A 22,074-nucleotide genomic window follows, 5' to 3' on the forward strand; every position below is an offset into this window, starting at 1 on the left:
CGCGCGCATACTGCCCGCCACGTCCGATTTCCCCTGCCGGAGTAGCCCATGAACGGAGCCCAATCGCTGATCAAGACCCTCGCCAACTGCGGGGTCGACATGTGTTTCGCCAATCCCGGCACCTCGGAAATGCACTTTGTCGCGGCGCTTGATTCGGTGCCGGAAATGCGCGCCGTGCTGTGCCTGTTCGAGGGCGTGGTAACTGGCGCCGCCGATGGCTACGGGCGCATCGCCGGCAAGCCGGCAGCCACCCTGCTGCACCTCGGGCCGGGCCTGGCCAACGGGCTGGCCAACCTGCACAACGCCCGCCGCGCCAATACGCCGATCGTCAACATCGTTGGCGATCACGCCACCTACCATCTGCAATACGACGCCCTGCTGACCTCGGACATCGTCGGTTTCGCCCGTCCCGTTTCCAGCTGGATCCTCGAGTCGAAGAGCGCCCAGAGCGTCGCCAGCGACGCCGCCCGCACCGTGCAGGCCGCCCGCTCGGCACCCGGCGGGGTAGCGACCCTGATCCTGCCGGCGGATACCGCCTGGAACGAGGCCGAGCGCGCCGCGCCAATGCTGCCGGACATCGGCCCGGCGGCGGTCAGCCGGGAAGCCATCGAGGAGACTGCCAGGCTGCTCGGCAACGGCAAGAAAACCGCCCTGCTGCTGCGTGGCAATGCCTTGCACGGCGCCGGCCTGGAAGCCGCCGGACGGGTGCAGGCCAAGACTGGCGCACGGCTGTTCTGCGACACTTTTGCGCCGCACGTCGAGCTCGGCGCCGGGCGCGTGCCGGTGGAGCGCATCCCTTATTTCGCCGAGCAGATCGTCGCCTTCCTGACCGACATCGAGCAGATCATCCTGGTCGGCGCCAAGCCACCGGTGTCGTTCTTCGCCTACCCCGGCAAGCCCAGCTGGTGCGCCCCGGAAAGCTGCCAGTTCAGCCATCTGGCGCATCCGCACGAAGACGGCGCCGCAGCCCTGGCCAGCCTGGCCGACGCGGTGGATGCACCGGCACGATCACCAATCCGGGTGCCGCTGCAGCTGGATGGCCTGCCCAGTGGTCCGCTGAATGCCATCAGCGCGGCGCAAATCATTGCCGAACTGACCCCGGAGGACGTCATCTATGCCGATGAGGGCAACACTTCCAGCATGCCGCTGCTGCTGACCCTCGCCCGCGCCCGCCCGCACACCCACCTGCCCTTGACCGGCGGCTCGATCGGCCAGGGTCTGCCCTTGGCGGTCGGTGCAGCGCTGGCTGCCCCCGGGCGCAAGGTGGTCTGCCCACACGGCGATGGCGGCGCGGCTTACACCATGCAGGCACTGTGGAGCATGGCGCGGGAAAACCTCGACATCACCGTGGTGATCTATGCCAACCGCTCCTATGCCATTCTCAACATCGAACTGCAACGGGTCGGCGCCACGGGTGCCGGAGCCAAGGCCCTGTCGATGCTCGACCTGCACAATCCGGAAATGAACTGGGTGAAGATCGCCGAAGGCCTGGGCGTCGAAGCCAGCCGCGCGACCACCTGTGCGGAGTTCGCCAGCCAGTACGGGGCCGCCATGCAGCAGAAAGGCCCGCGACTGATCGAAGTGATGATCTGAGGAGAGACAGTCCATGAATATCGCTGAAGAGTTGCGCGCACTGGTCGGCCCGAGCGGCGTGCTGGAGGCGGCCGATGTCGCCACCCGTTCAGCCGGTGTCTGGCGTGCGGACAATCTCAAGGCCGCCGCGCTGGTGCGCCCGTGCAGCACTGCGGAAGTGGCCAAGGTCCTGCAGTGGTGTCACACGCACAAGGTCGCCGTGGTTACTCAGGGCGGCCTCACCGGGCTGGTGCACGGGGCCGATGCGCAATCGCACGAGCTGATCCTGTCGCTCGAGCGCATGCGCAACATCGAGGTCATCGACCCGTTGCAGCGCACCGCCACGGTCCAGGCCGGTGTTACCCTGCAAACCCTGCAGGAAGCAGTCGAGCAGCACGGCCTGGCCTTCCCGCTGGATCTCGGCGCGCGCGGCACGGCCACCCTGGGCGGCAACGCGGCCACCAATGCCGGGGGCAACCGTGTCATCCGCTACGGCATGACCCGCGACATGGTGCTCGGTTTGGAGGTAGTGCTCGCCGATGGCAGCGTGGTGTCATCGCTGAACACACTGCTGAAGAACAACACCGGCTACGACCTCAAGCAGCTGTTCATAGGCTCCGAAGGCACCCTGGGGGTAATCACCCGCCTGGTGCTGCGTCTGCGCGAAAAGCCGACCACCCGAAACATGGCCCTGGTCGGTCTGGACAGCTTTGCCAATGTGGCGCACTTTCTCAAACACATGGATCGCTCCCTGGGTGGCACGCTCTCGGCCTTCGAAGTGATGTGGCAGAGCTTCTACCGCCTGGTCACCAGTCCCCCGGCCAAAGGCAAGCCGCCGATCGCCCAGGACTACCCTTTCTATGCCCTGGTCGAGAGCCAGGGGGCGGATAGCGCGCTGGATAGCCAGCGCTTCAATGCGGCGCTGGAGTCTGCCTTCGAGGCCGGAATCCTCGCCGATGCCGCCATCTCCCAGTCGGAAGCCGACTGCCATGCCTTCTGGTCGCTGCGTGATGACGTCGAACAGGTCATGCACCTGGGTGCGCCGATCGTCTTCGACATCTCGCTGCCCATCGCCGAGATGGAAACCTTCGCGGCCGGGCTGAAATCCGCCCTGCCAGGCCTGCTCGGCAAGCACCAGCTGTTCATCTTCGGCCATCTCGGCGACGGTAACCTGCATGTCGCCGTGGTGGTCGAGCCGCAGGCTTACCTGACCGCCCGCCCCGTGGTGGAAGCCCAGGTCTACGGCGCACTCGCGGCCTTCCGTGGTTCGGTCTCGGCCGAGCATGGCATCGGCCTGGAGAAAAAGCCCTATCTGTCGGTCAGCCGCAGCGACAGCGAACTGGCCCTGATGCGCACCCTCAAGCAGGCACTGGATCCGCTCAACCTGCTCAATCCAGGCAAGATCATCTAAGCCGAGGAGAATCCGATGGGACGGACCTTGAACCTGCTGCCCGCCACTGCGCTGGATTACCGGCGGCTGGCGGAGGCCCGGCTGCCGCGCTTCCTGTTCGACTACATCGATGGCGGCGCCAACGACGAGCGCACCCTGGCCAGCAATGTCGACGACTTTGCCAAGGTGCTGATTCGCCAGCGCGTGCTGTGCAATGTCGACCATCTGGACACCTCGACCAGCATTGCCGGTTGCCCGGCAAGCATGCCGCTGGTGCTGGCGCCGGTTGGCATGGCCGGGCTGTTCGGTCGCCGCGGCGAGGTGCAGGGGGTTCGCGCCGCCAACAAGGCGGGCATTCCGTTCACCCTGTCGACCGTCGGTATCTGTCCGCTCGACGAGATCCAGGCCGCCGCCAGCGCGCCGTTCTGGTTCCAGCTGTACATGATCCGTGACCGCGGAGTGATCCGCGACCTGCTCGACCGGGCCATGGCCAGCGGCTGCGACACCCTGCTGTTCACCGTCGACCTGCCGATGCCTGGCATGCGCCACCGCGACACGCGCAACGGCATGCTCGGCAGCGGCATGAAAAGCGCACTCGGCAAGGCCTGGCAACTGGGGACGCGCCCTGGCTGGGTCTGGGATGTCGGCATCAACGGCAAGCCCCATTCCTTTGGTAACCTGGCCCACGTGGTGCCCGACCCTACCGACCTGGCGGCGTTCGGCAGCTGGATCAACCAGCAGTTCGATACCTCGGTGACCTGGAAGGACATCGAATGGCTGCGCGGCATCTGGAAAGGCAAGCTGCTGCTCAAGGGCATCCAGGAAGTGGCGGATGCGCGCAGCGCGCTGGACGTGGGCGCTGATGGCCTGGTGGTGTCCAACCACGGCGGGCGCCAGCTCGACGGCGTGGCCTCGAGCATCGCGAAATTGCCGGCGATTGCCGAGGCGGTCGGTGAGCGCCTGGAAGTGCTGATGGATGGCGGCGTGCGCAGCGGCGTGGATGTGTTCAAGGCCGTTGCCCTCGGCGCCCGCGCCGTGCTGATCGGCCGCCCGTGGGTCTGGGCCATGGCCGGCGCCGGCGAACAGGGCCTCGGCGACCTGCTGGCGACCTTCAAGCGCGAGCTGGAAATTGCCATGGCCCTCTCCGGTGTGACGCGGATCGAGCAGATCAGCCGCGCCAATATCGACAGCATGCCCTGGTAACTGGCCGGACAACCTGTTACACCAGCCAGCCCAAGCACCGCACAGCAGATGTATCCCCAAAAAGGAGCAATCGATGCAGATTCCCTCCATGCAAGACCAAGTCAGCCCGGAAGAATGGCAACTGCGTGTCGATCTGGCCGCACTGTACCGCCTGACCGCCCTGTATGGCTGGACCGATCTGGTGTTCACCCATATCAGCGTGCGCATCCCCGGTCCGGAACATCATTTCCTGATCAACCCCTACGGCATGCTGTTCGATGAAATCACCGCCTCCTCGCTGATCAAGGTCGACCAGCATTGCAACAAGCAGCATGACAGCCCGTTCCCGGTGAACCCGGCCGGCTTCACCATCCACAGCTGCATCCATGCCGGACGCGAAGACGTCAGCTGCGTGATGCATACCCACACCCGCGCCGGGGTGGCGGTGAGCGCGCAGAAAGGCGGGGTGCTGCCGATTTCCCAGCAGTCGACCCTGGTGCTGTCCTCGCTGGCCTACCACGACTACGAGGGCATCGCCCTGCGCGAGGACGAGCAGCCGCGCCTGCAGCACGACCTCGGCGACAAGACCTTCCTGATGCTGCGCAACCACGGCCTGCTGGTGGTCGGCAAGACCATCGCCGACACCTTCCTGGCCATGTATGTGTTCGAAAGCACCTGCCAGATCCAGATCACCGCCCAAGCAGCCGGCGACCTGCTGTACATCTCCCCGGGCATCCAGGGTGACACCCAAAAAGTCATGGCACAGGTGACCAGCGGCATGGGTGGGCAGATTGCCTGGCCGGCGCTGCTGCGCAAGCTGGACCGGATCGACCCGGGCTTCCGCAACTGAGCTGCAGAATTTTCTGCCGCACACAGCAAAACGCCCGATGCACTGCACCGGGCGTTCTGATCAATCAAGGGAAGCGGGCCGACCAGGGTCAGCCCGAATTCCTCATGCGACTACTCAGGCCTGAGCAGGAGCAGCCGGCTTGGCGGCAACCACAGCGGCCGGCTTGGCAGCAGCCTTGACCGCAGGCGCGGCAGCCACTTTCACGGCAGGCTTGGCAGCAGCCTTGACCGCAGGCTTGGCAGCCACTTTTGCCTGAACCTTGACGGCGGCCTTCTCGACAACCTTGGCGTCTGCCTTGATGGTCTTGCGGGCAGTTGCTTCCAGCTTGTTGATCTGCTTGGTTGCAGTGGCTTCGAGCTTGTTGAAGTTCTTGGTCACAGTGCTCTTGACGTTCTTCAGCTGCGAGTTGACCGCCTTGGTCTGCTCGTCAACCAGCTTCTTGCCCTTCTTCTCCAGGCCTTCACCGGCCTTGACCAGATCCTTGAAGATCGTGGTGCCAGTCTTGACGACTTCCTTGTAAGCCTTGCTGCGCTGCTGCTCGGTAGTGTTAACTACGCCCAAGCCAGCCAGGTAAAGGTTGCGCGAGTAATCCTTGGCGCTGGTCAATGCTTTCTTGACGTCCTGCTTAAGGGCTTTAACGTCTTTCTTGGCGGCTTTAACTTGCTTGGTAGCGGTTGCTTTGATAGTCATGGTGAACCTCGGTTCTTGCGTTAATGAAACTTGTGCCATCTCTCAGGCTTGAATCGAAGGCTACCGAGCAAAATTAGAAAACGCATACTAGACAGCAATGTTTTTTATCCGCGCCTGATTTTCGCCACCGGCGGGACCAGCAAAAAGACGCTTCCGGCCTTGTTCAAGGCGCAGGATTTCGACAAGCCAGAATGGCTGGCGCGCTGCAGGCAGCGCGCGGGCACCTCCACGCAGCCATTGTCGATCAGGAGTCAGAACCAGCCTTTCACTGTGCTGACCAGGCTGCCAATGACCACCAGCGACTTCAGCTTGAACAACTCCCAGCTATCGCCGGGTTGCGGCTCGGCCGCCCCGCAGCGCGGATCGGAGCGCTGCAGCGCTCCGGTCATGGCATGGGTCACCGGGATCGGCTCGCAGCCATGTCCCTGTTCACAGATGAAATCCCACGGCTGGCGGGCTGGCGCATGGCAGCCAAAGCAGTTCTTGCCAAACCGATTGTTCACTTCGGCAAAGCCGCGGGTGCTGATTTTCGAACCACTTGCCGAGACTTCCAGCTCGAAGAATTCCCAGTCGCCGGTCACCGGACTGAAGCCCGGATCACGCTTGACCATCACTTCGGTCGGCACCAGCTGTACCACCGAGCCCGTCGGATAGACCGCCCCCTGCGGGGCATTGGCGGCGGCCAGCGTGCCTTGCAGATTGCCGGCCAGGTTGTCTACGTAGAAATGCCGCACCGGCGTCATCTCGCGCATGCAGCGAAAGCTGGTCTCATCCAGCTTGAACGATGAGGCTGTTTCCGCTGCCTGCAGGGTGACTGCGACCGGCAGGGCCAGCAGCAGAGTGGCAAACAGCAGGTGGGTTAGCGAGCGGGGCTTCATGGGCAGACTCCTGATCCAGGCGGTAATGACGGGTGGAAAGCGGGCAACCAGTCCCGAACTCGAACGCAGTCTGGTTCCTCCCCCCTTGCAGCGCCACCCATATAACTGTTGCGTATGCCGCCAAATCGGCTGCGTCACAGGCGCGCCGTTGCAGGTCGCTGACGCAGACAGTCTCAGCGTTCGGCCAACAGCACGCCGAAGTCATCGATCAGGCCCTGCGCCCGCGCCACCGCAGCGCGCTTCTGCTCGCTCGTGCCTTGAGCCGTGAGCGCCACGATCAGGCGCATCGCATGTTCGCGCGATTGATCGATCCGGGCCTGGCGCTGGGCCGAGCGATCACGCTCGAAACCGCGAATGTACTGCTGCAGGCGCGCCTGCAGCAGTTCGCGACTGGGTTGTTGGGCCACGGCATAGTCGACCAGGGCGAGCATTTCCTGCTGGCGAATCAACCGCTCCGCGTACCAGAACCGGCTGTCCACCGGCCAGTCGGCACTGGCCACGCGCAGCAACGCCAGCTGTTGTGCATCCAGCTCGCCAAACCAGTCCTCGAACTGCTCCAGCAGCAGTTGGTAACGCCGCTGGCGCTCGTCGCCGGCCAGGTACTCGGCGCGGAAATCGGCATTGCTCTGCTCCAGCTGCGTGCGCAGATAGCTTACCTGCGCAGGATTCAGGCTGAGCAGCAACTCGCTCAGCATGGGCGTGGCCTGCAGGGCGGTGCGCTCCAGCGAGGCACGCATGAAGGCATTCATCCCGGCCAGTTGCTCGAGGGTCAGTTGCCCCAGCATGAATTGCTGGGCCCCGGCCAGTTCGCGGGCATAGGCCGGCAGTTCGTTTTGCCGGTGCCAGGCGAACAGGCTTTGCAACCCTGCGGCGGCTTGCCGCTCCTGCTCTGCGGTCAGGTCAAGGTAGCTGTCGAGGTAATACAGGCTGAAGGTGTCGGCGTAGTTGTAGGCGATCTGCAGGTTGCTGCAGGCGCTGCCGCCCAGCAGCAGGCTGGCGATCAGCAGCAGTCGCGCGAGTCGCTTGTGAATAGACATGCCTGGCAGCCCTCCCCCGCGACATGACACTGGCGAGCAGCGAGGCTGGTCGACCAGAATGCACCGCGGAAGATCATTCTGCACCGCACCATGGACTGCTGCAAAGGTCTGCTGGCTCCGACGGGCGGATTCGCCCTCGACAACTAGTCGAGCATGCCTTGCATCTGCTGGCGTACCTGCGCCATCAGGCTGTCGAGCTGTTCCGCGCGGTACTGGCCGGCATCGATCGGCGTGCCGATCCGCAGCTGCACCGGCTGCCCCAGGTTCAGACGGAAGCTGCGCGCCGGCAGCACGTGGTGAATACCGCGAATCGCCACCGGCACGATGATCGCGCCGGTATCCAGCGCCAGGTGGAAGCAGCCTTTCTTGAACGGCAGCAGGCGACCATCCGGCGAGCGGGTGCCTTCCGGAGCCGCCCACAGCACGATGCCGCTTTCCATCATCTGGCGCGCGCGCTGCAGGTCGGCCAGCGCGCGCTCGCGGTTATGCCGGTCAATCGAGGGAAACTCCGCCGCCTGCATCGCCGCACCGAGCAGCGGGATGCGGAACAGCTCCTGCTTGGCCAGCATGCGGATCGAGCCGGGCAAGCCGACGAAGCTCACCGGAATGTCGAAGTGGCTGGAGTGGCTGCAGAGGATCAGGTAGCGCCGGCCATCGCCGAACTCGGGAAAAGTCCCGTGTACGCTGAACTGCATGCGCACCAGATGCAGCAGGCGCGCCGACCAGGCCCGCGTGTAGTAGTCGACCCGGGCCCGATCCAGGCGGCCCAGCGCCGAACGCACGATCACCTTGAGGCTGTACAGGGCGGTCACCAGCACGGCCGCCAGGATCACCCCGAGCGTGCGAATCCGCGTGGCACTATAGGCAAGGGGTTGCAGGCTCGACAGCATGGCAATGACTCCGGGAAAACGCTTCGCCAGATGGAAGTTATGCACTCGGATCGATGAAAATCCAGCGCCATGGCCTCTATGATGCAAACTTGCCCCCACACGACACAGGATGCCCCATGCCCATCGCCCAACTGCTCACCCCCGCGCAACTGGCAGAACGCCTGCAGGATCCGCGACTGGTGATTCTCGACTGCCGCTTCGCCCTCGACGATCCGGCGCAGGGCCAGCGCAGCTATGCCGCCGGGCACATTCCCGGCGCACGCTTTGCCGACCTGGAGCGTGACTTCTCCGGACCGGTGCAGCCGGGGATCAGCGGCCGCCATCCGCTACCGGCAGTCGACCGCCTGCTCGGCACCCTGCGCCAGTGGGGTGTCAACAATGACTCCAGCATCGTGCTCTACGATGACGGCCCCGGCGCCTTTGCCGCCCGCGCCTGGTGGCTGCTGGCCTGGCTGGGCAAGCGCAGCGACGTTTACCTGCTGGATGGTGGCTGGCAGGCCTGGTGCGCCGCGGGACTGCCCCGGAGCACGGCGCAGCCGGCACCCGCGGCCGGACAGTTCGAGGGCGCCGCCGATGCGCAGCTGCTGGTGGATGCACAAGGCCTGGTGGCGCGCCTGGGCAGTCCGCACCTGACCCTGCTGGATGCCCGCAGCCTGCCGCGCTTTCGTGGCGACGTGGAGCCCATCGACCCGGTTGCCGGGCACATCCCCGGGGCACGCTGCGCCGCCTTCACCGACAACCTGGATGCCGAGGGGCGCTTCCGCAGCCGCGAAGAACTGCGCCAGCGCTTCGCTGGCCTGCTGGCCGGACGCAGCCCGGCAAGCCTGGTGGCCTACTGCGGCTCCGGAGTAACCGCCTGCCACAACCTGTTCGCCCTGTGCCTGGCCGGATACGACCTGGCCCCGCTGTATGCCGGCTCCTGGAGCGAGTGGATCACCGACCCTCAGCGTCCGGTGGCGACCGGCGACTGAACCTGGCTCAGTCCAGCCGGTAGCGGGCCAGTTCCTGCGCCGAGAGCACGCGCATGTGCGCCGGGGCAATCGCTTGCATGTCCTGCGCCAGGCTGCCGGGAATCTGCATTTCGCGGAAATAGGCGGCCGGGCTGATGCTGGCGGGGCTGCCCGCCACGCCGGCCCGGGCGGAGTCGCCATTGGCAAAATACGGCCGGTGGATGCCGACATGGCCGCGCACCGTCTTGTCACGCCCGGCCGCCAGCAGGTAGACACAGCTGCCCTGGCAAATCCCGCTGGCCGGCACCAGCGCATCGAAGCCCGCCTCGCGCAGCAAGCGCCCCATCCTGATGGCCTCCGGGCGGCTGCCGCCGATGCTGTCGAGCAGCACGATCTTCTGCGCATACTGGCCGGGATGCTCAACCAGGCCCTTGAGCAGCACTTCATAATCACCCGGGGCAATGTCCTCGGATACCCTGGCCGCCAGGATCAGGCCGGCGCGCTTGTGCTGCACGGCCTGGACCTCCACCTTGGCCATGCCTGCCAGCGGGCAGAGCAGCGCGGCACAGAGGGTGGCGGTTTGAACAACGCGAGTGATCATGGGGCAGCGGCAACCTTGCAGCAGGAATCGACAGGGCGCAGAAGATAACCGCAAACCGGCCCGCCAGGCGACAACCCTGTTCGTTTATTGATCAGTTCGGGAATCAAATGGCGCCGCATGCGCCACGCCGGATGCGCATAAGCAGCTAACCTGATCCGCACTGGCCCCAGCTCACTGACAACAACCACACGCTGAAGGAACCACCCCATGCCCGCCACCCTCTCCCGCCGCGCGCCCCGCCGTTTCTGGGGCTGGGGCAATGCCGACAGTGTGCTCGACGCGCGCGAGCAGGCCATCACCCAGTTGCTGCTGGCGCGCATCGGCACAGCGCAGGCCGAGCGTCCCGAACCACGGATCGAGGAGTTCAGCATGCCGGCCCCACGCATCAGCGCGCCGCCGGCGCTGGCTGCACAGTTCTCCGCCAGCCCGCTGGACCGCCTCAACCACAGCAGCGGCAAGAGCTACGCCGACTGCGCGCGCATGTGGTTGCGCCAGGCACCGACACCCCCGGACTGGGTGGCCTTTCCGGAGGATGAACAGGCGGTGATCGACATCCTCGACTGGGCCCAGGCACAGAATGTCGCGGTGATTCCCTACGGCGGCGGCAGCAGCGTCTGCGGAGGGGTGGAAGCGGCGGTCGGCGACGGCTACGCCGGCACGGTATCCCTCGACCTGGAACGCCTGAACCGGGTTCTGGAGGTCGACCCGCTCAGTCGCGCCGCGCGCATCCAGGCCGGCGCGCTGGGCCCGGAACTGGCCGCGCAACTCAAGCCGCACGGGCTGGCCCTGCGCCACTTCCCGCAAAGCTTCGAGTTTTCCTCGCTCGGTGGCTGGATCGCCACCCGCGCCGGCGGCCATTACGCCACGCAGTACACCCACATCGACGATTTCGTCGAGTCCACCCGTCTGGTCACCCCCTGCGGCGTGATCCAGACCCGCCGCCTGCCGGGCTCTGGCGCCGGCCCGGCACCCGACCGCCTGGTGCTCGGCTCCGAGGGCAGCCTGGGGGTGCTCACCGAAGCCTGGATGCGCCTGCAGCTACCGCCACGCTTTCGCGCCTCCGCCTCGGTGCAATTCAGCGATTACCCGCGGGCCGTCGAGTGTGTGCGGGCGCTGGCGCAATCGGGACTGAACCCGAGCAACTGTCGCCTGCTCGATCCGCAGGAAACCCTGTTTGCCGGCGTCGGCACTGGCAGCGCGTCGATGCTGGTGCTCGGCTTCGAGTCGGCCGACCACCCGCTGCAGGCCTGGATGGGCCGCGCGCTGGAGCTGGTGGGCGAATTCGGCGGCAGCTATGACCAGGCGGCCGTCGCCCGCTCGATGGCCGAGGAGCACAGCGACGTGCATCGCCAGGGCGCCGCCGGCGCCTGGCGCGACGCCTTCCTGCGCATGCCCTACTGGCGCGACCCGGGCGTGGGGCTGGGGGTGATCATGGACACCGTGGAATCGGCAGTCACCTGGGACCGCTTTGCCGAGTTCTATGCCGGGGTGAAACGCGACATCGCCAGGGCCATCAAGCAGGCCACCGGCCAGGACGTGCTGCTCTCCTGCCGCATGACGCACCTCTACCCGGACGGTCCGGCGCCCTATTTCACCTTCGCCACCCGCAGCGCCGACGGCAGCGTGGCCAGCGCACTGGCGGCCTGGCGCGAGATCAAGCAGGCGGCGAACGAGGCCCTGGTGGCACACGGCGGCACCATCACCCATCACCACGCCGTCGGCCGCGACCACCGCAGCGGCTACGAGCGCGAGGTTGACCCGCTGTTCCGGCGGATGCTGGCTGCAGCCAAGCACACGGTGGACCCGCAAGGCATTCTCAACCCTGGCGTACTGTTCGACCCGTGCGGACGTGCGCTCGGGCTTACCGGCGCCCTGCTGCCCTAGTGACCGGTGTGGCTAGTTCAATTAGTCAATTTAGGCGTCTCAGGCTCTGATACTGCGCTACGGCTTCTCGCCGCAGCCCTGCTATGACTCGTCGCGGCGCCTTGTCTCAGAACCTCAGTCATCCGAACTTGAGTTGACCAACAGGCCGTACAGGCCACTAGCAGGCGGCTGCGCCGGGCGCGAGCACGTCACCTGTCGCGCTCGGGATAGATTCCGGCCAGGCGCGCAATCAGGATCGCGACGAACAGGGTGCCGCAGATTTGCTGCAGATTGGCCAGGGCCCGGGTAGCCGGATGCAGCGGCACGAAATCACCGAAGCCGGTGGTGGTCAGCGTGGTGAAGCTGAAGTAGATCAGCTCCGGCACCGGCAGCTCCGCCTGCACCACGCCATGCAGGGCGAACGCGCCGGGGTGAAAGTGCTGGGAGAGGCCATAGAAATACATCCACAGCATGCCCAGCAGCATGTAGGCGGCACCGGCGCCGAACAGCTTGTCGGCACTCATCACGTCCGTGCTGAACACGTAGCGCAGCAGGTACATCAGGGTCGTCGCGTAAAACAGGGCACCGAACGACCATGACCAGACCAGGTAATGCTTCGCGCCGAGCAGCAAGCCGGCAACCTGCAGCCCGAGTATCGGCAGGGTGAACAACAGGGCGATGACGAAAGACTGGCGGGTGCGCCCGACGGCGGCAATTGCCGCCACCAGATTCAGCACGTTGAACAGGTTGATCAGAATTTTCTGGCTTACCGTCGAGCTATCCAGCACCGGGATCACGGCAATGAACAGCAGCAGGGAGGCGAACAGGTAAATGCTGCGCATCCGGTAGATCCAGCCCACCCGCTGGCGCCAGAGTTCAATCATCACCACAAGCTTCTCCCGATCCGCCTTTGCACGAGCCATGCAGAATACAGAGCCCTCCTGCGGCTGGCCAAACTTTTGCTCGCGCTTGCACTGTCTGCGGCCTCATCCCGGCCAGGAACCGGGCGATGCCGTCGATTGCTCAGTCTCAGGCGCTCGCCAGATGCTCAAGCCAGCGCGCCAGCAAGGGCTCCAGGCGCTCGAGTGGCTGGTAGCCATTGGTCAGCAGCGCGCTCATGCCGCCCCGCTGGGCCAGCAGGGTTGGAAAACCGCTGATCCCCAGATCCTGGACCCAGTTGAAGTCACTCTGGGTGGCGCTATGCGCAGCCTGGCCGTCGAAGGCATCGGCAAACCGTGTTTCCGCCAGGCCCGCCCGTGCAGCCAGGCGCCGCAGCTCGGCCGCCTGGCTGACATCGCGCCCCTCGCAGTAGAACGCCTGCTGGATCAACCGCGCCAGCGGCCAGGCCTTTTGCGGGTCCAGCTGGCGCGCAGCGACCAACGCCCGGCAGGCCGGCTCGGTGTCGTAGATCAACCCCGCCGGCAAGCCGCGATCAACGTCAAACGCCTGCCCGGTACTGGCCTGCACCGCCTGCCAATGTCCGAGAATCCGCGTCCGCCCGGCTTCAGTCAGCACCTCGCGCTCGCGGCGCAAGCCGCCCACCACCAGCTGCAGCGTCACCCCGGACTGGCCGGCCCGGGTGGCCAGTGCGTCAATCACCGGGGCAAAGCCCCAGCACCAGGAACACATGGGATCCATCACATACAGCAGGCGTGCACTCATCTGCTCTTTCCCGGCGTGCCTGGCCAATGCGTCCGACCGGCCAGGGGTTGAGTGGTTGGGGGTTACGCGTCGTAGTTGCGACCCAGCGGGTGCGGCTGGTTGCGCGCCTTGGCCAGTTCGATCTGCTTCTGCCGTTCGCGGGCACCGGCACGGGTTTTCTCGCTCAGGCTGTTCCAGCAGTGCGGGCAGCTGATGCCGGCGACGTAATGCATGGAAAGCCGGTCGGCGGCGGAAATCGGTGTACGGCAGGCGTGGCACTGGTCGAAATCACCTTCGCTGAGGTCATGGCGCACAGTCACCCGGTTATCGAACACGAAGCAGTCGCCATGCCAGCGGGTCTGCTCCTGCGGCACTTCCTCGAGGTACTTGAGGATGCCGCCCTTGAGGTGGAACACCTCGGCAAAGCCCTGACCGAGCATGTAGCTGGAGGCCTTTTCGCAGCGAATGCCGCCGGTGCAGAACATGGCGACCTTCTTGTGCTTCTGCGGGTCGAAATGCGCCTTGATGTAGTCGGGGAACTCGCGGAACGAGGCGGTCTTGGGGTCGATGGCGCCGGCGAAGGTACCGATCGCCACCTCGTAGTCGTTGCGCGTATCGATCAGCAGGACCTCCGGGTCGTCGACCAGCGCGTTCCAGTCGCGCGGCTCGACATAGGTGCCGACCTGCAGGTTGGGGTTCACGCCGGGCACGCCGAGGGTGACGATTTCCTTCTTCAGCTTGACCTTGGTGCGGTAGAACGGCTGCTCCTCACAGGTGGATTCCTTGTGGTCGACATCCGCCAGGCGCGGGTCGCGTCGAAACCAGTCAAACAGCGCATCGATCGCCGCCCGGCTGCCGGATACCGTGCCGTTGATGCCCTCTTCGGCCAGCAGCAGGGTGCCCTTGATGCCATTGTCGAGCATGACCTGCAGCAGCGGCTCGCGCAGCGCCACATAGTCCGCCAGGGTGACGAACTTGTAGAGCGCCGCCACCACGATTTTTTCACTCATGCATGCCTCCAGTGGTCACCCGCGCAAGGGGCGGACCGGGGGTTAAACAACGGCGCCGGCAAATGCCGGCGCCGTCGGGGTACAGGCGACAACCGAATCAGCCAGGAGCCTGATCGTGCTTGCTGCCGCCCCGGCAGGTCGGCGAAGCCGGCGCAGCGCCCTGCTGCGCCCACTCTTCCGGGGTATAGGTGTGTAGCGCCAGTGCATGCACCTGCCCCATCAGCTCACCGAGCACGGCATACACCCGCTGGTGACGCTTGACCGCGTTCAGGCCGGCAAACTGCGCACTGACCACGACTGCCTTGAAATGGGTTTCCAGGCCGCGACTGTGCAGGTGGCTTTCGTCGAGAACCTCGAGACTGTCCGGCTGCAGGGCCGCCAGGGCGTCATGGATGCGCTGCTGCATGCTCATGTTCAGGGCTTCTTCGCTGCCAGTTCCTTGCTCATCTGCTCAAGCAACTGGTTCACCTGGGGCACCACCGGCTCCAGCCGGGTCTGGGTCATTTTCATCGATTCGCTGAACAGCGCCGGCATCTGCTTGAGCACTTTCTGGCCCAGCGGCGACTGGTAGAAGGCAATCAGCTCCTTGAGCTCGGCCTCGCTGAAACCGCCGGTGTAGAGCTTGACCATCTCGGGCTCGAGCTTGTCCCAGCCAACGGCCTTGTCCAGGGTGGCATCGGCCTTGGCCTGATAGCTCTCGAGCACGGCTTTTTTGCTTTCCGGGGCCTGCGCTTCGGCAAAACGCTGGGCAAACATCTGGTTGACCTGCCCGTACCATGGGGAAGCAATCTGGTCGGCATTCACCAATTTCAGCAACTGCTTGGCCGCCGCAGCATGACTGGCAGCATCCGCCATGGCCTGGGTACTGATCAGGGTCAGCAGGAGTGCAGCAAAAACAGCACGAACATTGAGCATGATGAATCCTTGAGGGGTAATCGGCGCCGGCCTTTCCGGGTGGCGTATTCTGCGCCCTCCCCGCCTGCCACTCAAGCCGCCAGCGACAACCTGTCATGACCACCGTCCTGTTTCACCCGCATTCGCCGGCCGGGGCTTGGGAGCCTGCCGGACTTGACCGCCAGTAGCGAGGGAATGACCGGTTTGAGGCAGTTTTGGGGGTCTTTTGAGGCGAATAGCCATTCTATTTAACGAACAAGAGCGCAAAAAATGACCAAACCCGGCTGTTCCCGCAGTAGGGCAGCGTTAAGTCCGCCAGGCTCCTAGACTCAGGATAAGGGCATGACGGGAGCAGCGTGATGAAGCGTATCGAAACTGACGCAATGGGCTCGGTGGAAGTTGCAGGCGACGTTTACTGGGGCGCCCAGACCCAGCGCTCGCTGGTCAATTTCGCCATCGGCCAGGAACGCATGCCGCTGGCAGTGATACACGCTCTGGCGCTGATCAAGAAAGCCGCGGCGCGGGTGAACCGGCGTTACGGTGACCTGCCGACCGAGCTTGCAGGCCTGATCGAACAGGCTGCCGACGAGGTGCTGGGCGGCGTCCACGACGACCAGTTTCCGCTGGTGGTCTGGCAAACCGGCAGCGGCACCCAGAGCAACATGAACGTCAACGAGGTGATCGCCGGCCGCGCCAATGAACTGGCCGGCAGCGGCCGCGGCGGCAAGCGCCCGGTGCATCCGAATGATCACGTCAACCTGGCGCAAAGCTCCAATGACTGCTTCCCGACGGCCATGCACATTGCCGCAGCCACCACCGTCGAGCGCGACCTGCTGCCGGCCCTGCTGGCCCTGCGCGATGGGCTGCAGCAGCAGGCACGGCGGCATGCCGCGCTGGTCAAGATCGGCCGCACGCACCTGATGGACGCCACGCCGATCACCTTCGGCCAGGAACTCTCGGCGTTCGTCAGCCAACTGGACATGGCTGCCAGCGCCATCCGCCAGAGCCTGCCGCAGGTGCTGCAGCTGGCGCAGGGCGGTACCGCGGTGGGTACCGGGCTGAATGCGCCGGAGGGCTTTGCCGAGGCCATGGCCGCGGAACTGGCGGCGCTCAGCGGCCTGCCGTTCCGCCCGGCGCCCGACAAGTTTGCCGCCCTCGCCGGCCACGAGCCACTGCTGCTGCTCGGCGGCGCCCTGAAGACGCTGGCCTGCACCCTGATGAAACTGGCCAACGACCTGCGCCTGCTGGCCTCCGGCCCACGCGCCGGCTTCGCCGAAGTACGCCTGCCGGCCAACGAGCCGGGCAGCTCGATCATGCCTGGCAAGGTCAACCCGACCCAGTGCGAGGCCTTGTCGATGCTGGCCTGCCAGGTGATGGGCAACGACCTGACGATCAGCATGGCCGCCAGCCTGGGGCAGTTGCAGCTCAATGTGTTCAAGCCGGTAATCGTGTTCAACCTGCTGCAATCCATCCAGTTGCTGGCCGATGGTTGCCGCAACTTCCAGCAACACTGCGTGGCCGGACTTGAGCCCGATGCTGCACGCATGGCCGAATCCCTGCAGCGCAGCCTGATGCTGGTGACGGCGCTGACCCCGCACATCGGCTACGACAAGGCCGCACAGATCGCCAAGAAGGCCTACAGTGAAGACTCGTCGCTTCGCGAAGCGGCGCTGGCACTCGGCTACCTGTCCGGCGAGGCGTTCGATCAGTGGGTGCGCCCGGAGGACATGCTCAAGCCGCACGGGCGCAGCTGAGCACCGCGACTACCGCCCTGGCGCGGCGCAGGTCCGGCGGCACAACCGATACGCAGGTCTCACTTTGAAGAAATGGCGACGGCCGGACAGGCATGCTGTTGCAACAAGCCTCTTTCAGAGGTAACACGAAACCACAGAAGAATACTAAACTGCTGCGCCATGGGTAGCGCATGCCTAGCGAGCCTGCAAAAGCCCGCCAACTGCGCCACGCTGCGGCCCGCCCCCCATTAGAATTATTAAAAAGAGGACTGCCATGAGCACCGAAACCATCAGGACGTTCAATTCCTTTGCCGAGTTCTACCCCTTCTATCTGCAGGAGCACAGCAATGACACCTGTCGCCGCCTGCACTATGTCGGCAGCCTGCTGGTGCTGGCGATCCTCGCCTATGCACTGCTCACGCAGCAGTGGATCTGGCTGCTGGCCTTACCGTTCGCAGGCTACGGTTTCGCCTGGGTCGGGCATTTCTTCTTCGAGAAGAACAAGCCCGCCAGCTTCAAGTACCCTTTCTACAGCCTGCTGGGCGACTGGGTAATGCTCAAGGATGCCTTCACCGGGCGCATACGCTTCTAACCCGGCCCGTCGACGACCCGACCCGGTTTACCCGCAGGACTGCACACAGGCTGCGGGCCCTACACCTTCGCAAATGCCTCTCGATGAGAGGCAGGCACAACCACGGTACTTCTCACTGACATGGCACTTGGCACTTCGACATTGATCAATTCGCACGCAAACCAGCTACTGCGCGAATATTATTCGCGGATTCTCGCCTACCTGAGTGCTGCTGCCGCGATTGCGGCCGGCACCTACATGCATCACTTCAGCTATACGATCCTGTGGATGGTGCCCTATGCGCTGATCTATCCGCACCTGGCGCAGGTGCTCAGCCGGGGCTTGCGCAACAAGTACCCCCTGGAAGTCAGCCTGGCCCTGACCCTGCTCGACGCCGTGAATACCGGGCTGGCCATCGCCCTGATCGATTACGCTGCGGTTCCCGGCCTGATGATGCTGCTGACCCTGTGCTTTATCGCCATGATCATCGGCGGCCTGCGGCAAATGCTGCTGGTACTGTTGGTCAGCGGCGCCTGCGCCGGCCTGCTCGGCCTGGCTCTCGGCAATCCACCGCAACTGGCGGTGCCGACCACGGTATCGATCGTCAGTATCCTCTTCTCCGCCTTCTTCATCTGCCTGATCGCCCACTTCATTTACCAGCAGGGGTTGCATCTGCGCGCCGCCCGCAACGAACTCAAGCGCGAGCAGGAAAAAGCCGCCCGCCTCGCCCGCAACCTGGCCAAGTACCTCTCGCCGCAGGTATGGGAATCGATCTTCAGCGGCAAGAAGACGGTTCGTCTGGAAACCCAGCGCAAGAAGCTCAGCGTATTCTTTTCCGACATCCAGGGTTTCACCGAGCTGACCGAGGAAATGGAAGCCGAAGCACTGACCGAACTGCTGAACAATTACCTCAACGAAATGTCGAAGATCGCCCTCAAGTTCGGCGGCACCATCGACAAGTTCATTGGCGACAGCGTGATGGTGTTCTTCGGCGACCCCAATACCCAGGGCGCGAAAAAAGATGCCGTGGCCGCAGTCTCCATGGCCATCGCCATGCGCAAGCACATGAAGGTGCTGCGCCAGCAGTGGCGGGCCCGCGGCATCACCAAGCCGCTGGAAATCCGCATGGGAATCAACACCGGCTTTTGTACCGTGGGCAACTTTGGCGCCGATACCCGCATGGACTACACCATTATCGGCCGCGAAGTGAACCTGGCCAGCCGCCTGGAAAGCAACTCCGAGGCCGGGGAAATCCTCATCTCCCACGAGACCTACTCGCTGGTCAAGGATGTGATCATGTGCCGTGACAAGGGTCAGGCCAGCGTCAAGGGTTTCAGCCGGCCGGTACAGGTCTATCAGGTGGTGGATTTCCGCCGCGACCTGGGCGCCACCTCCAGCTACCTCGAGCACGAACTGCCCGGCTTCTCCATGTACCTGGATACCAACAGCATCCAGAACTTTGACAAGGATCGGGTGATCCAGGCACTGAACCAGGCCGCCGAGCAGCTGCGCGACAAGATCATCCGCTAGCAGTTTGGCAGCGGCCGCGTCAGGCCTGGGGCCTGTCGTTGTGGCCCAGATCGCGCCCCGGATCGATCAGGTCACGCACCCGCTGCTTGAGTACCCTGGCCTCGGGAAAGCCGCCGTCGGCCTTGCGCTCCCATATCTGCCGGCCATTGCAGGTAATGCGGAACACCCCGCCGGTGGCCGGCACCAGTGCGACCCGCTGCAGATCGTCGGGAAAGCTGCTGAGCAGCTCCTGCGCCAGCCAGGCGGCACGCAGCAACCATTGGCACTGCGTGCAATAGGTGATGTCGATTACCGCCTTGTCCGGCATGGCACTGCCCTCCTTGCGCCAGATCCATCAACGACAACGCCGCCAGGACTGACCCGGCGGCGCTGGCTCAACCCCGACAATCAGGCGATGCGCGCAAGAATCGCACGGGCTTCCTGACGCTGCCGGTCATCACCGTCGCTGATGAGTTGATTGAGGATAGCGCAGGCACTCGGCAGATCGCCCTGATCGATGTAGGCCAGGGCCATGTTCAGCCGGGAAAGGCTCTGCGGATGGCTGGCCAGATGATCGAGATTGCGCCCCAGGTGCCGGTGATCCTCGCCGAACGGATCGCTGGAAGCATGCTCGGGCGCAGGCGCGGACATGGCCTTGGACTGCAAGTTGGCAAACGTGTCCAGGGCCTCGGGCACGGCGGATATGTCGTTGACCTCCGGCAGCTCCAGCTGGCCGAACAGGCTATCGTCATCGAACATCGGCGGCTGAGCGGTTGCCGCCGATTCAAGCGCACCGACCACCCCCCAATCGGTATCCAGGGGCAACGGGTCCAGGTTCAGCGGCAGATCATCCAGCACGTCATTGCCGGCCTGTGGCGTGACCGCCTGATCAGGCTTGGCCAGCGGATCGTGCAGAAGATCTTCCGCCTTGCCGGCTGCCAGCTCGGGATGGGCCGACTTGATGTGTGCGAGTCGCTCAGGATCGCCGGCATTGCTCAGCAGCAGCTGCTCATGCTCGGCAAAGGCCGCGCTGTCGCCCATCTTTGCCAGCAATTCCAGCAGGCGCAGACGGACATCGTTGCGTGCCGGCTGTTTCTCCAACGTACGCTGAAGTACCTCCCGCGCCTCATCCAGACGACCATAGGCCAGGTAGATGTTGGCGCCATCCAGCGCATCCGGCTGCGCAACGTTGACCGAATGGGATTCGCCGGCCTGAACGCCGGGATGCTCTGCCATCGGCTCGACTGGCGGGGCAACCCGGACACGTGCAGGTGTCATTGGCGTGGTTGAGCGGGTTTTCTGATAATCGGCGAAAATCCGCTCGGGCCCATCGTCTGGCTCGCGCCGGCGCCACCAGAGGATTCCGCCAGCCATGGCCGACAGCAGGCTGCCGCCCAGCAACCCCAGCAGCCAGCCGGGGATCCAGCCGAACGGGTTCTCGCCGACAGGCGCTGGCGTTTCACTCGGCACCGCCGCTGATGGTTGCGCGGCAACTGGCACGGACCCGGCGGGCGGCGCAGGCTGCACCAGGATCCGGGCCTGCAGGGCTTCAACCTGTTCATTCTTGCTGGCTACCTGTTGGCGCAGGCTTGCCAGCTGGCTGTGCAGCTCGTCGAGCTGTTGCTGCAACTGCAAGCGCTCCTGCTCCTGGGTAGCCAGCACCGCGTCCAGCTGCCGCTGCACACCGGCAACGCCTGCCGCATCCGCCAGCTGCCCGGCACCGGGCCCCACGACCGGCGCCGAGGGCGCCGGTGCGCTTGCTGCAAAGGGCGCAGCACTGGACGCAGCAGCGGCGCCACCCGCATGGCTGAGCTGGTCCGGCAGCAGCAGGGTTGCACCGGCAATCAGGCGCTCGCTATCACCACCGACAAACGCCTGCGGGTTCAATGCATGAATATCGGCCATCAATCGGGCCAGCTCGGCCTGGCCACCAGCGGCCTGCACGCGTTTGGCAATCTTCCACAAACTGTCACCGCGCAACACTCTGTAGGTATTGCCCTGCACGACTGCGGGCGGCGTACTGACTGCCGGCAACTGCATGCGCGAGGCCGGTGTCTCTGCGCGGCGCTGGAAACCGACCCCCTGCGGGCGATCGGCCAAGGCCTCCGGCGGATCGATCAGCAAGGTGTATTCACGCAGGACCCGGCCTGTCGGACGGGTCATCTCGACCACGAAGTTCAGGTAGGGCTCCCTGATCGGCTTGCTTGAAACTACCCGGATGACGCTCTTGCTGCCGCGCAGCAGCGTGGTAAAGCGCAAGTCGTCGAGAAACAGCGGACGCTCAACCCCGGCGCGCATGAAGGCGTCCGGCGAGGCCAGGGCAATGCGCATTTCCTGCTCGCTCAGATCGCCAACCTGAAGCAGTTCGATCTCCGCCTCAAGCGGCTGATTGAGCGCCGAATTGATGGTTATCTCGCCCAGACCAACCGCCGGCGCCATTCCCGAATAGAGAACCGAGCCTGAAGCGATCGACAGGATGATTTTACGAACCCGCGCCATACAACCTCCACACTATCCAGCGCAATCTGGCCGGACAAACACTTGCTCTGCGTTGCTTTCAGTCGTTTGAAGTCTGCTTGCCAGCAGATACTTTACTTGGTTCTTGCCTACCGCCCATCGGCAAACACCGCTAAACAACCACTCCAGCGGAGCCACCTGCAGGATAGCCCCAGGTCAAGTGGATTAGCCATCAACCCCCTGACGGAGAATTGGCGACAACCTGGAAACCCGTCAACAAATCGCCAGACCTGCGCATCAGCCACTGCCTGAACCGGTTCAACCCTGGATCAGGACCCGGCCGGCAAGAACCTTCG

21 protein-coding genes are annotated in these 22,074 nt (G+C 64.7%); 9 read left to right on the top strand and 12 right to left on the bottom strand.

The window, feature by feature from the left end; genetic code table 11:
- Window positions 1–48 precede the first annotated feature (48 nt).
- The 4 genes from ISX93_RS05065 to ISX93_RS05080 all read left to right on the top strand — a co-directional run bounded on the left by ISX93_RS05065 (window position 49) and on the right by ISX93_RS05080 (window position 4,994).
- A complete protein-coding gene (locus tag ISX93_RS05065; protein ID WP_195777614.1) occupies window positions 49–1,593 on the top strand; it encodes an acetolactate synthase large subunit in 1,545 nt (514 codons plus the stop codon).
- Window positions 1,594–1,606: 13 nt separating this feature from the next.
- Window positions 1,607–2,983 (top strand): FAD-binding oxidoreductase, encoded by a 1,377-nt coding sequence (locus ISX93_RS05070; RefSeq protein ID WP_195777615.1) that lies wholly within the window; start codon window positions 1,607–1,609, stop codon window positions 2,981–2,983.
- Between the two features lie 15 nt (window positions 2,984–2,998).
- Window positions 2,999–4,165 carry an L-lactate dehydrogenase gene (locus ISX93_RS05075; protein WP_195777616.1) on the top strand — a complete coding sequence of 389 codons (1,167 nt, stop codon included), beginning with the start codon at window positions 2,999–3,001 and terminating at the stop codon, window positions 4,163–4,165.
- Between the two features lie 73 nt (window positions 4,166–4,238).
- Window positions 4,239–4,994: a class II aldolase/adducin family protein gene (locus ISX93_RS05080; protein WP_195777617.1), complete on the top strand. Its 756-nt coding sequence runs from the start codon at window positions 4,239–4,241 to the stop codon at window positions 4,992–4,994.
- Window positions 4,995–5,108: 114 nt separating this feature from the next.
- On the opposite strand, the gene ISX93_RS05085 is transcribed toward ISX93_RS05080, so the two are convergent.
- From ISX93_RS05085 to ISX93_RS05100, 4 genes are all read right to left on the bottom strand, one after another.
- Window positions 5,109–5,684, bottom strand: a complete 576-nt coding sequence (locus ISX93_RS05085; protein WP_195777618.1) for a phasin family protein — start codon at window positions 5,682–5,684, stop codon at window positions 5,109–5,111.
- A 251-nt stretch (window positions 5,685–5,935) separates the two neighbouring features.
- Entirely contained in the window at window positions 5,936–6,562 is a 627-nt protein-coding gene (locus ISX93_RS05090; protein ID WP_195777619.1) for a hypothetical protein, read from the bottom strand.
- 173 nt (window positions 6,563–6,735) lie between these two features.
- Complete coding sequence (locus tag ISX93_RS05095) at window positions 6,736–7,599, bottom strand: DUF6279 family lipoprotein (protein ID WP_195777620.1); 864 nt, start codon at window positions 7,597–7,599, stop codon at window positions 6,736–6,738.
- 143 nt (window positions 7,600–7,742) lie between these two features.
- A complete protein-coding gene (locus ISX93_RS05100; RefSeq protein ID WP_195777707.1) occupies window positions 7,743–8,486 on the bottom strand; it encodes a lysophospholipid acyltransferase family protein in 744 nt (247 codons plus the stop codon).
- Window positions 8,487–8,605: 119 nt separating this feature from the next.
- Between ISX93_RS05100 and ISX93_RS05105 the strand changes: the two genes are divergently transcribed.
- Window positions 8,606–9,460 (top strand): sulfurtransferase, encoded by an 855-nt coding sequence (locus ISX93_RS05105; RefSeq protein WP_195777621.1) that lies wholly within the window; start codon window positions 8,606–8,608, stop codon window positions 9,458–9,460.
- 7 nt (window positions 9,461–9,467) lie between these two features.
- On the opposite strand, the gene ISX93_RS05110 is transcribed toward ISX93_RS05105, so the two are convergent.
- Complete coding sequence (locus tag ISX93_RS05110) at window positions 9,468–10,040, bottom strand: hypothetical protein (protein WP_195777622.1); 573 nt, start codon at window positions 10,038–10,040, stop codon at window positions 9,468–9,470.
- 207 nt (window positions 10,041–10,247) lie between these two features.
- On the opposite strand from ISX93_RS05110, the gene ISX93_RS05115 reads away from it, so the two are divergent.
- A complete protein-coding gene (locus ISX93_RS05115) occupies window positions 10,248–11,924 on the top strand; it encodes an FAD-binding oxidoreductase (RefSeq protein WP_195777623.1) in 1,677 nt (558 codons plus the stop codon).
- A 188-nt stretch (window positions 11,925–12,112) separates the two neighbouring features.
- Here the strand turns inward: ISX93_RS05115 and ISX93_RS05120 are convergent, their stop codons facing one another.
- The 5 genes from ISX93_RS05120 to ISX93_RS05140 form a co-directional block, all read right to left on the bottom strand.
- Window positions 12,113–12,787, bottom strand: coding sequence for an ion channel (locus ISX93_RS05120; protein ID WP_195777624.1), 675 nt, complete (start codon window positions 12,785–12,787; stop codon window positions 12,113–12,115).
- 145 nt (window positions 12,788–12,932) lie between these two features.
- On the bottom strand, window positions 12,933–13,565 hold the full coding sequence (locus tag ISX93_RS05125; protein WP_195777625.1) for a DsbA family protein: 633 nt from the start codon (window positions 13,563–13,565) through the stop codon (window positions 12,933–12,935).
- A 62-nt stretch (window positions 13,566–13,627) separates the two neighbouring features.
- Complete coding sequence (gene trhO / locus ISX93_RS05130; RefSeq protein WP_195777626.1) at window positions 13,628–14,554, bottom strand: oxygen-dependent tRNA uridine(34) hydroxylase TrhO; 927 nt, start codon at window positions 14,552–14,554, stop codon at window positions 13,628–13,630.
- Between the two features lie 97 nt (window positions 14,555–14,651).
- Window positions 14,652–14,966, bottom strand: coding sequence for a BolA family protein (locus ISX93_RS05135; protein WP_195777627.1), 315 nt, complete (start codon window positions 14,964–14,966; stop codon window positions 14,652–14,654).
- A gap of 2 nt (window positions 14,967–14,968) precedes the next feature.
- Window positions 14,969–15,469, bottom strand: a complete 501-nt coding sequence (locus tag ISX93_RS05140; RefSeq protein ID WP_195777628.1) for a DUF2059 domain-containing protein — start codon at window positions 15,467–15,469, stop codon at window positions 14,969–14,971.
- Window positions 15,470–15,807: 338 nt separating this feature from the next.
- Between ISX93_RS05140 and ISX93_RS05145 the strand changes: the two genes are divergently transcribed.
- From ISX93_RS05145 to ISX93_RS05155, 3 genes are all read left to right on the top strand, one after another.
- The gene (locus tag ISX93_RS05145; RefSeq protein ID WP_195777629.1) at window positions 15,808–17,202 is read left to right on the top strand and encodes a class II fumarate hydratase; all 1,395 of its coding nucleotides are present in this window, start codon (window positions 15,808–15,810) and stop codon (window positions 17,200–17,202) included.
- A gap of 253 nt (window positions 17,203–17,455) precedes the next feature.
- The gene (locus ISX93_RS05150; protein ID WP_195777630.1) at window positions 17,456–17,773 is read left to right on the top strand and encodes an Mpo1-like protein; all 318 of its coding nucleotides are present in this window, start codon (window positions 17,456–17,458) and stop codon (window positions 17,771–17,773) included.
- Window positions 17,774–17,893: 120 nt separating this feature from the next.
- On the top strand, window positions 17,894–19,282 hold the full coding sequence (locus ISX93_RS05155) for an adenylate/guanylate cyclase domain-containing protein (RefSeq protein ID WP_195777631.1): 1,389 nt from the start codon (window positions 17,894–17,896) through the stop codon (window positions 19,280–19,282).
- 19 nt (window positions 19,283–19,301) lie between these two features.
- On the opposite strand, the gene ISX93_RS05160 is transcribed toward ISX93_RS05155, so the two are convergent.
- Both ISX93_RS05160 and ISX93_RS05165 read right to left on the bottom strand, forming a co-directional pair.
- The gene (locus ISX93_RS05160) at window positions 19,302–19,589 is read right to left on the bottom strand and encodes a SelT/SelW/SelH family protein (RefSeq protein ID WP_195777632.1); all 288 of its coding nucleotides are present in this window, start codon (window positions 19,587–19,589) and stop codon (window positions 19,302–19,304) included.
- 80 nt (window positions 19,590–19,669) lie between these two features.
- A complete protein-coding gene (locus ISX93_RS05165) occupies window positions 19,670–21,760 on the bottom strand; it encodes a FimV family protein (protein WP_195777633.1) in 2,091 nt (696 codons plus the stop codon).
- Window positions 21,761–22,074 lie beyond the last annotated feature (314 nt).

It is taken from the genome of Pseudomonas sp. N040 (genome assembly GCF_015637705.1).
Taxonomy (GTDB): domain Bacteria; phylum Pseudomonadota; class Gammaproteobacteria; order Pseudomonadales; family Pseudomonadaceae; genus Aquipseudomonas.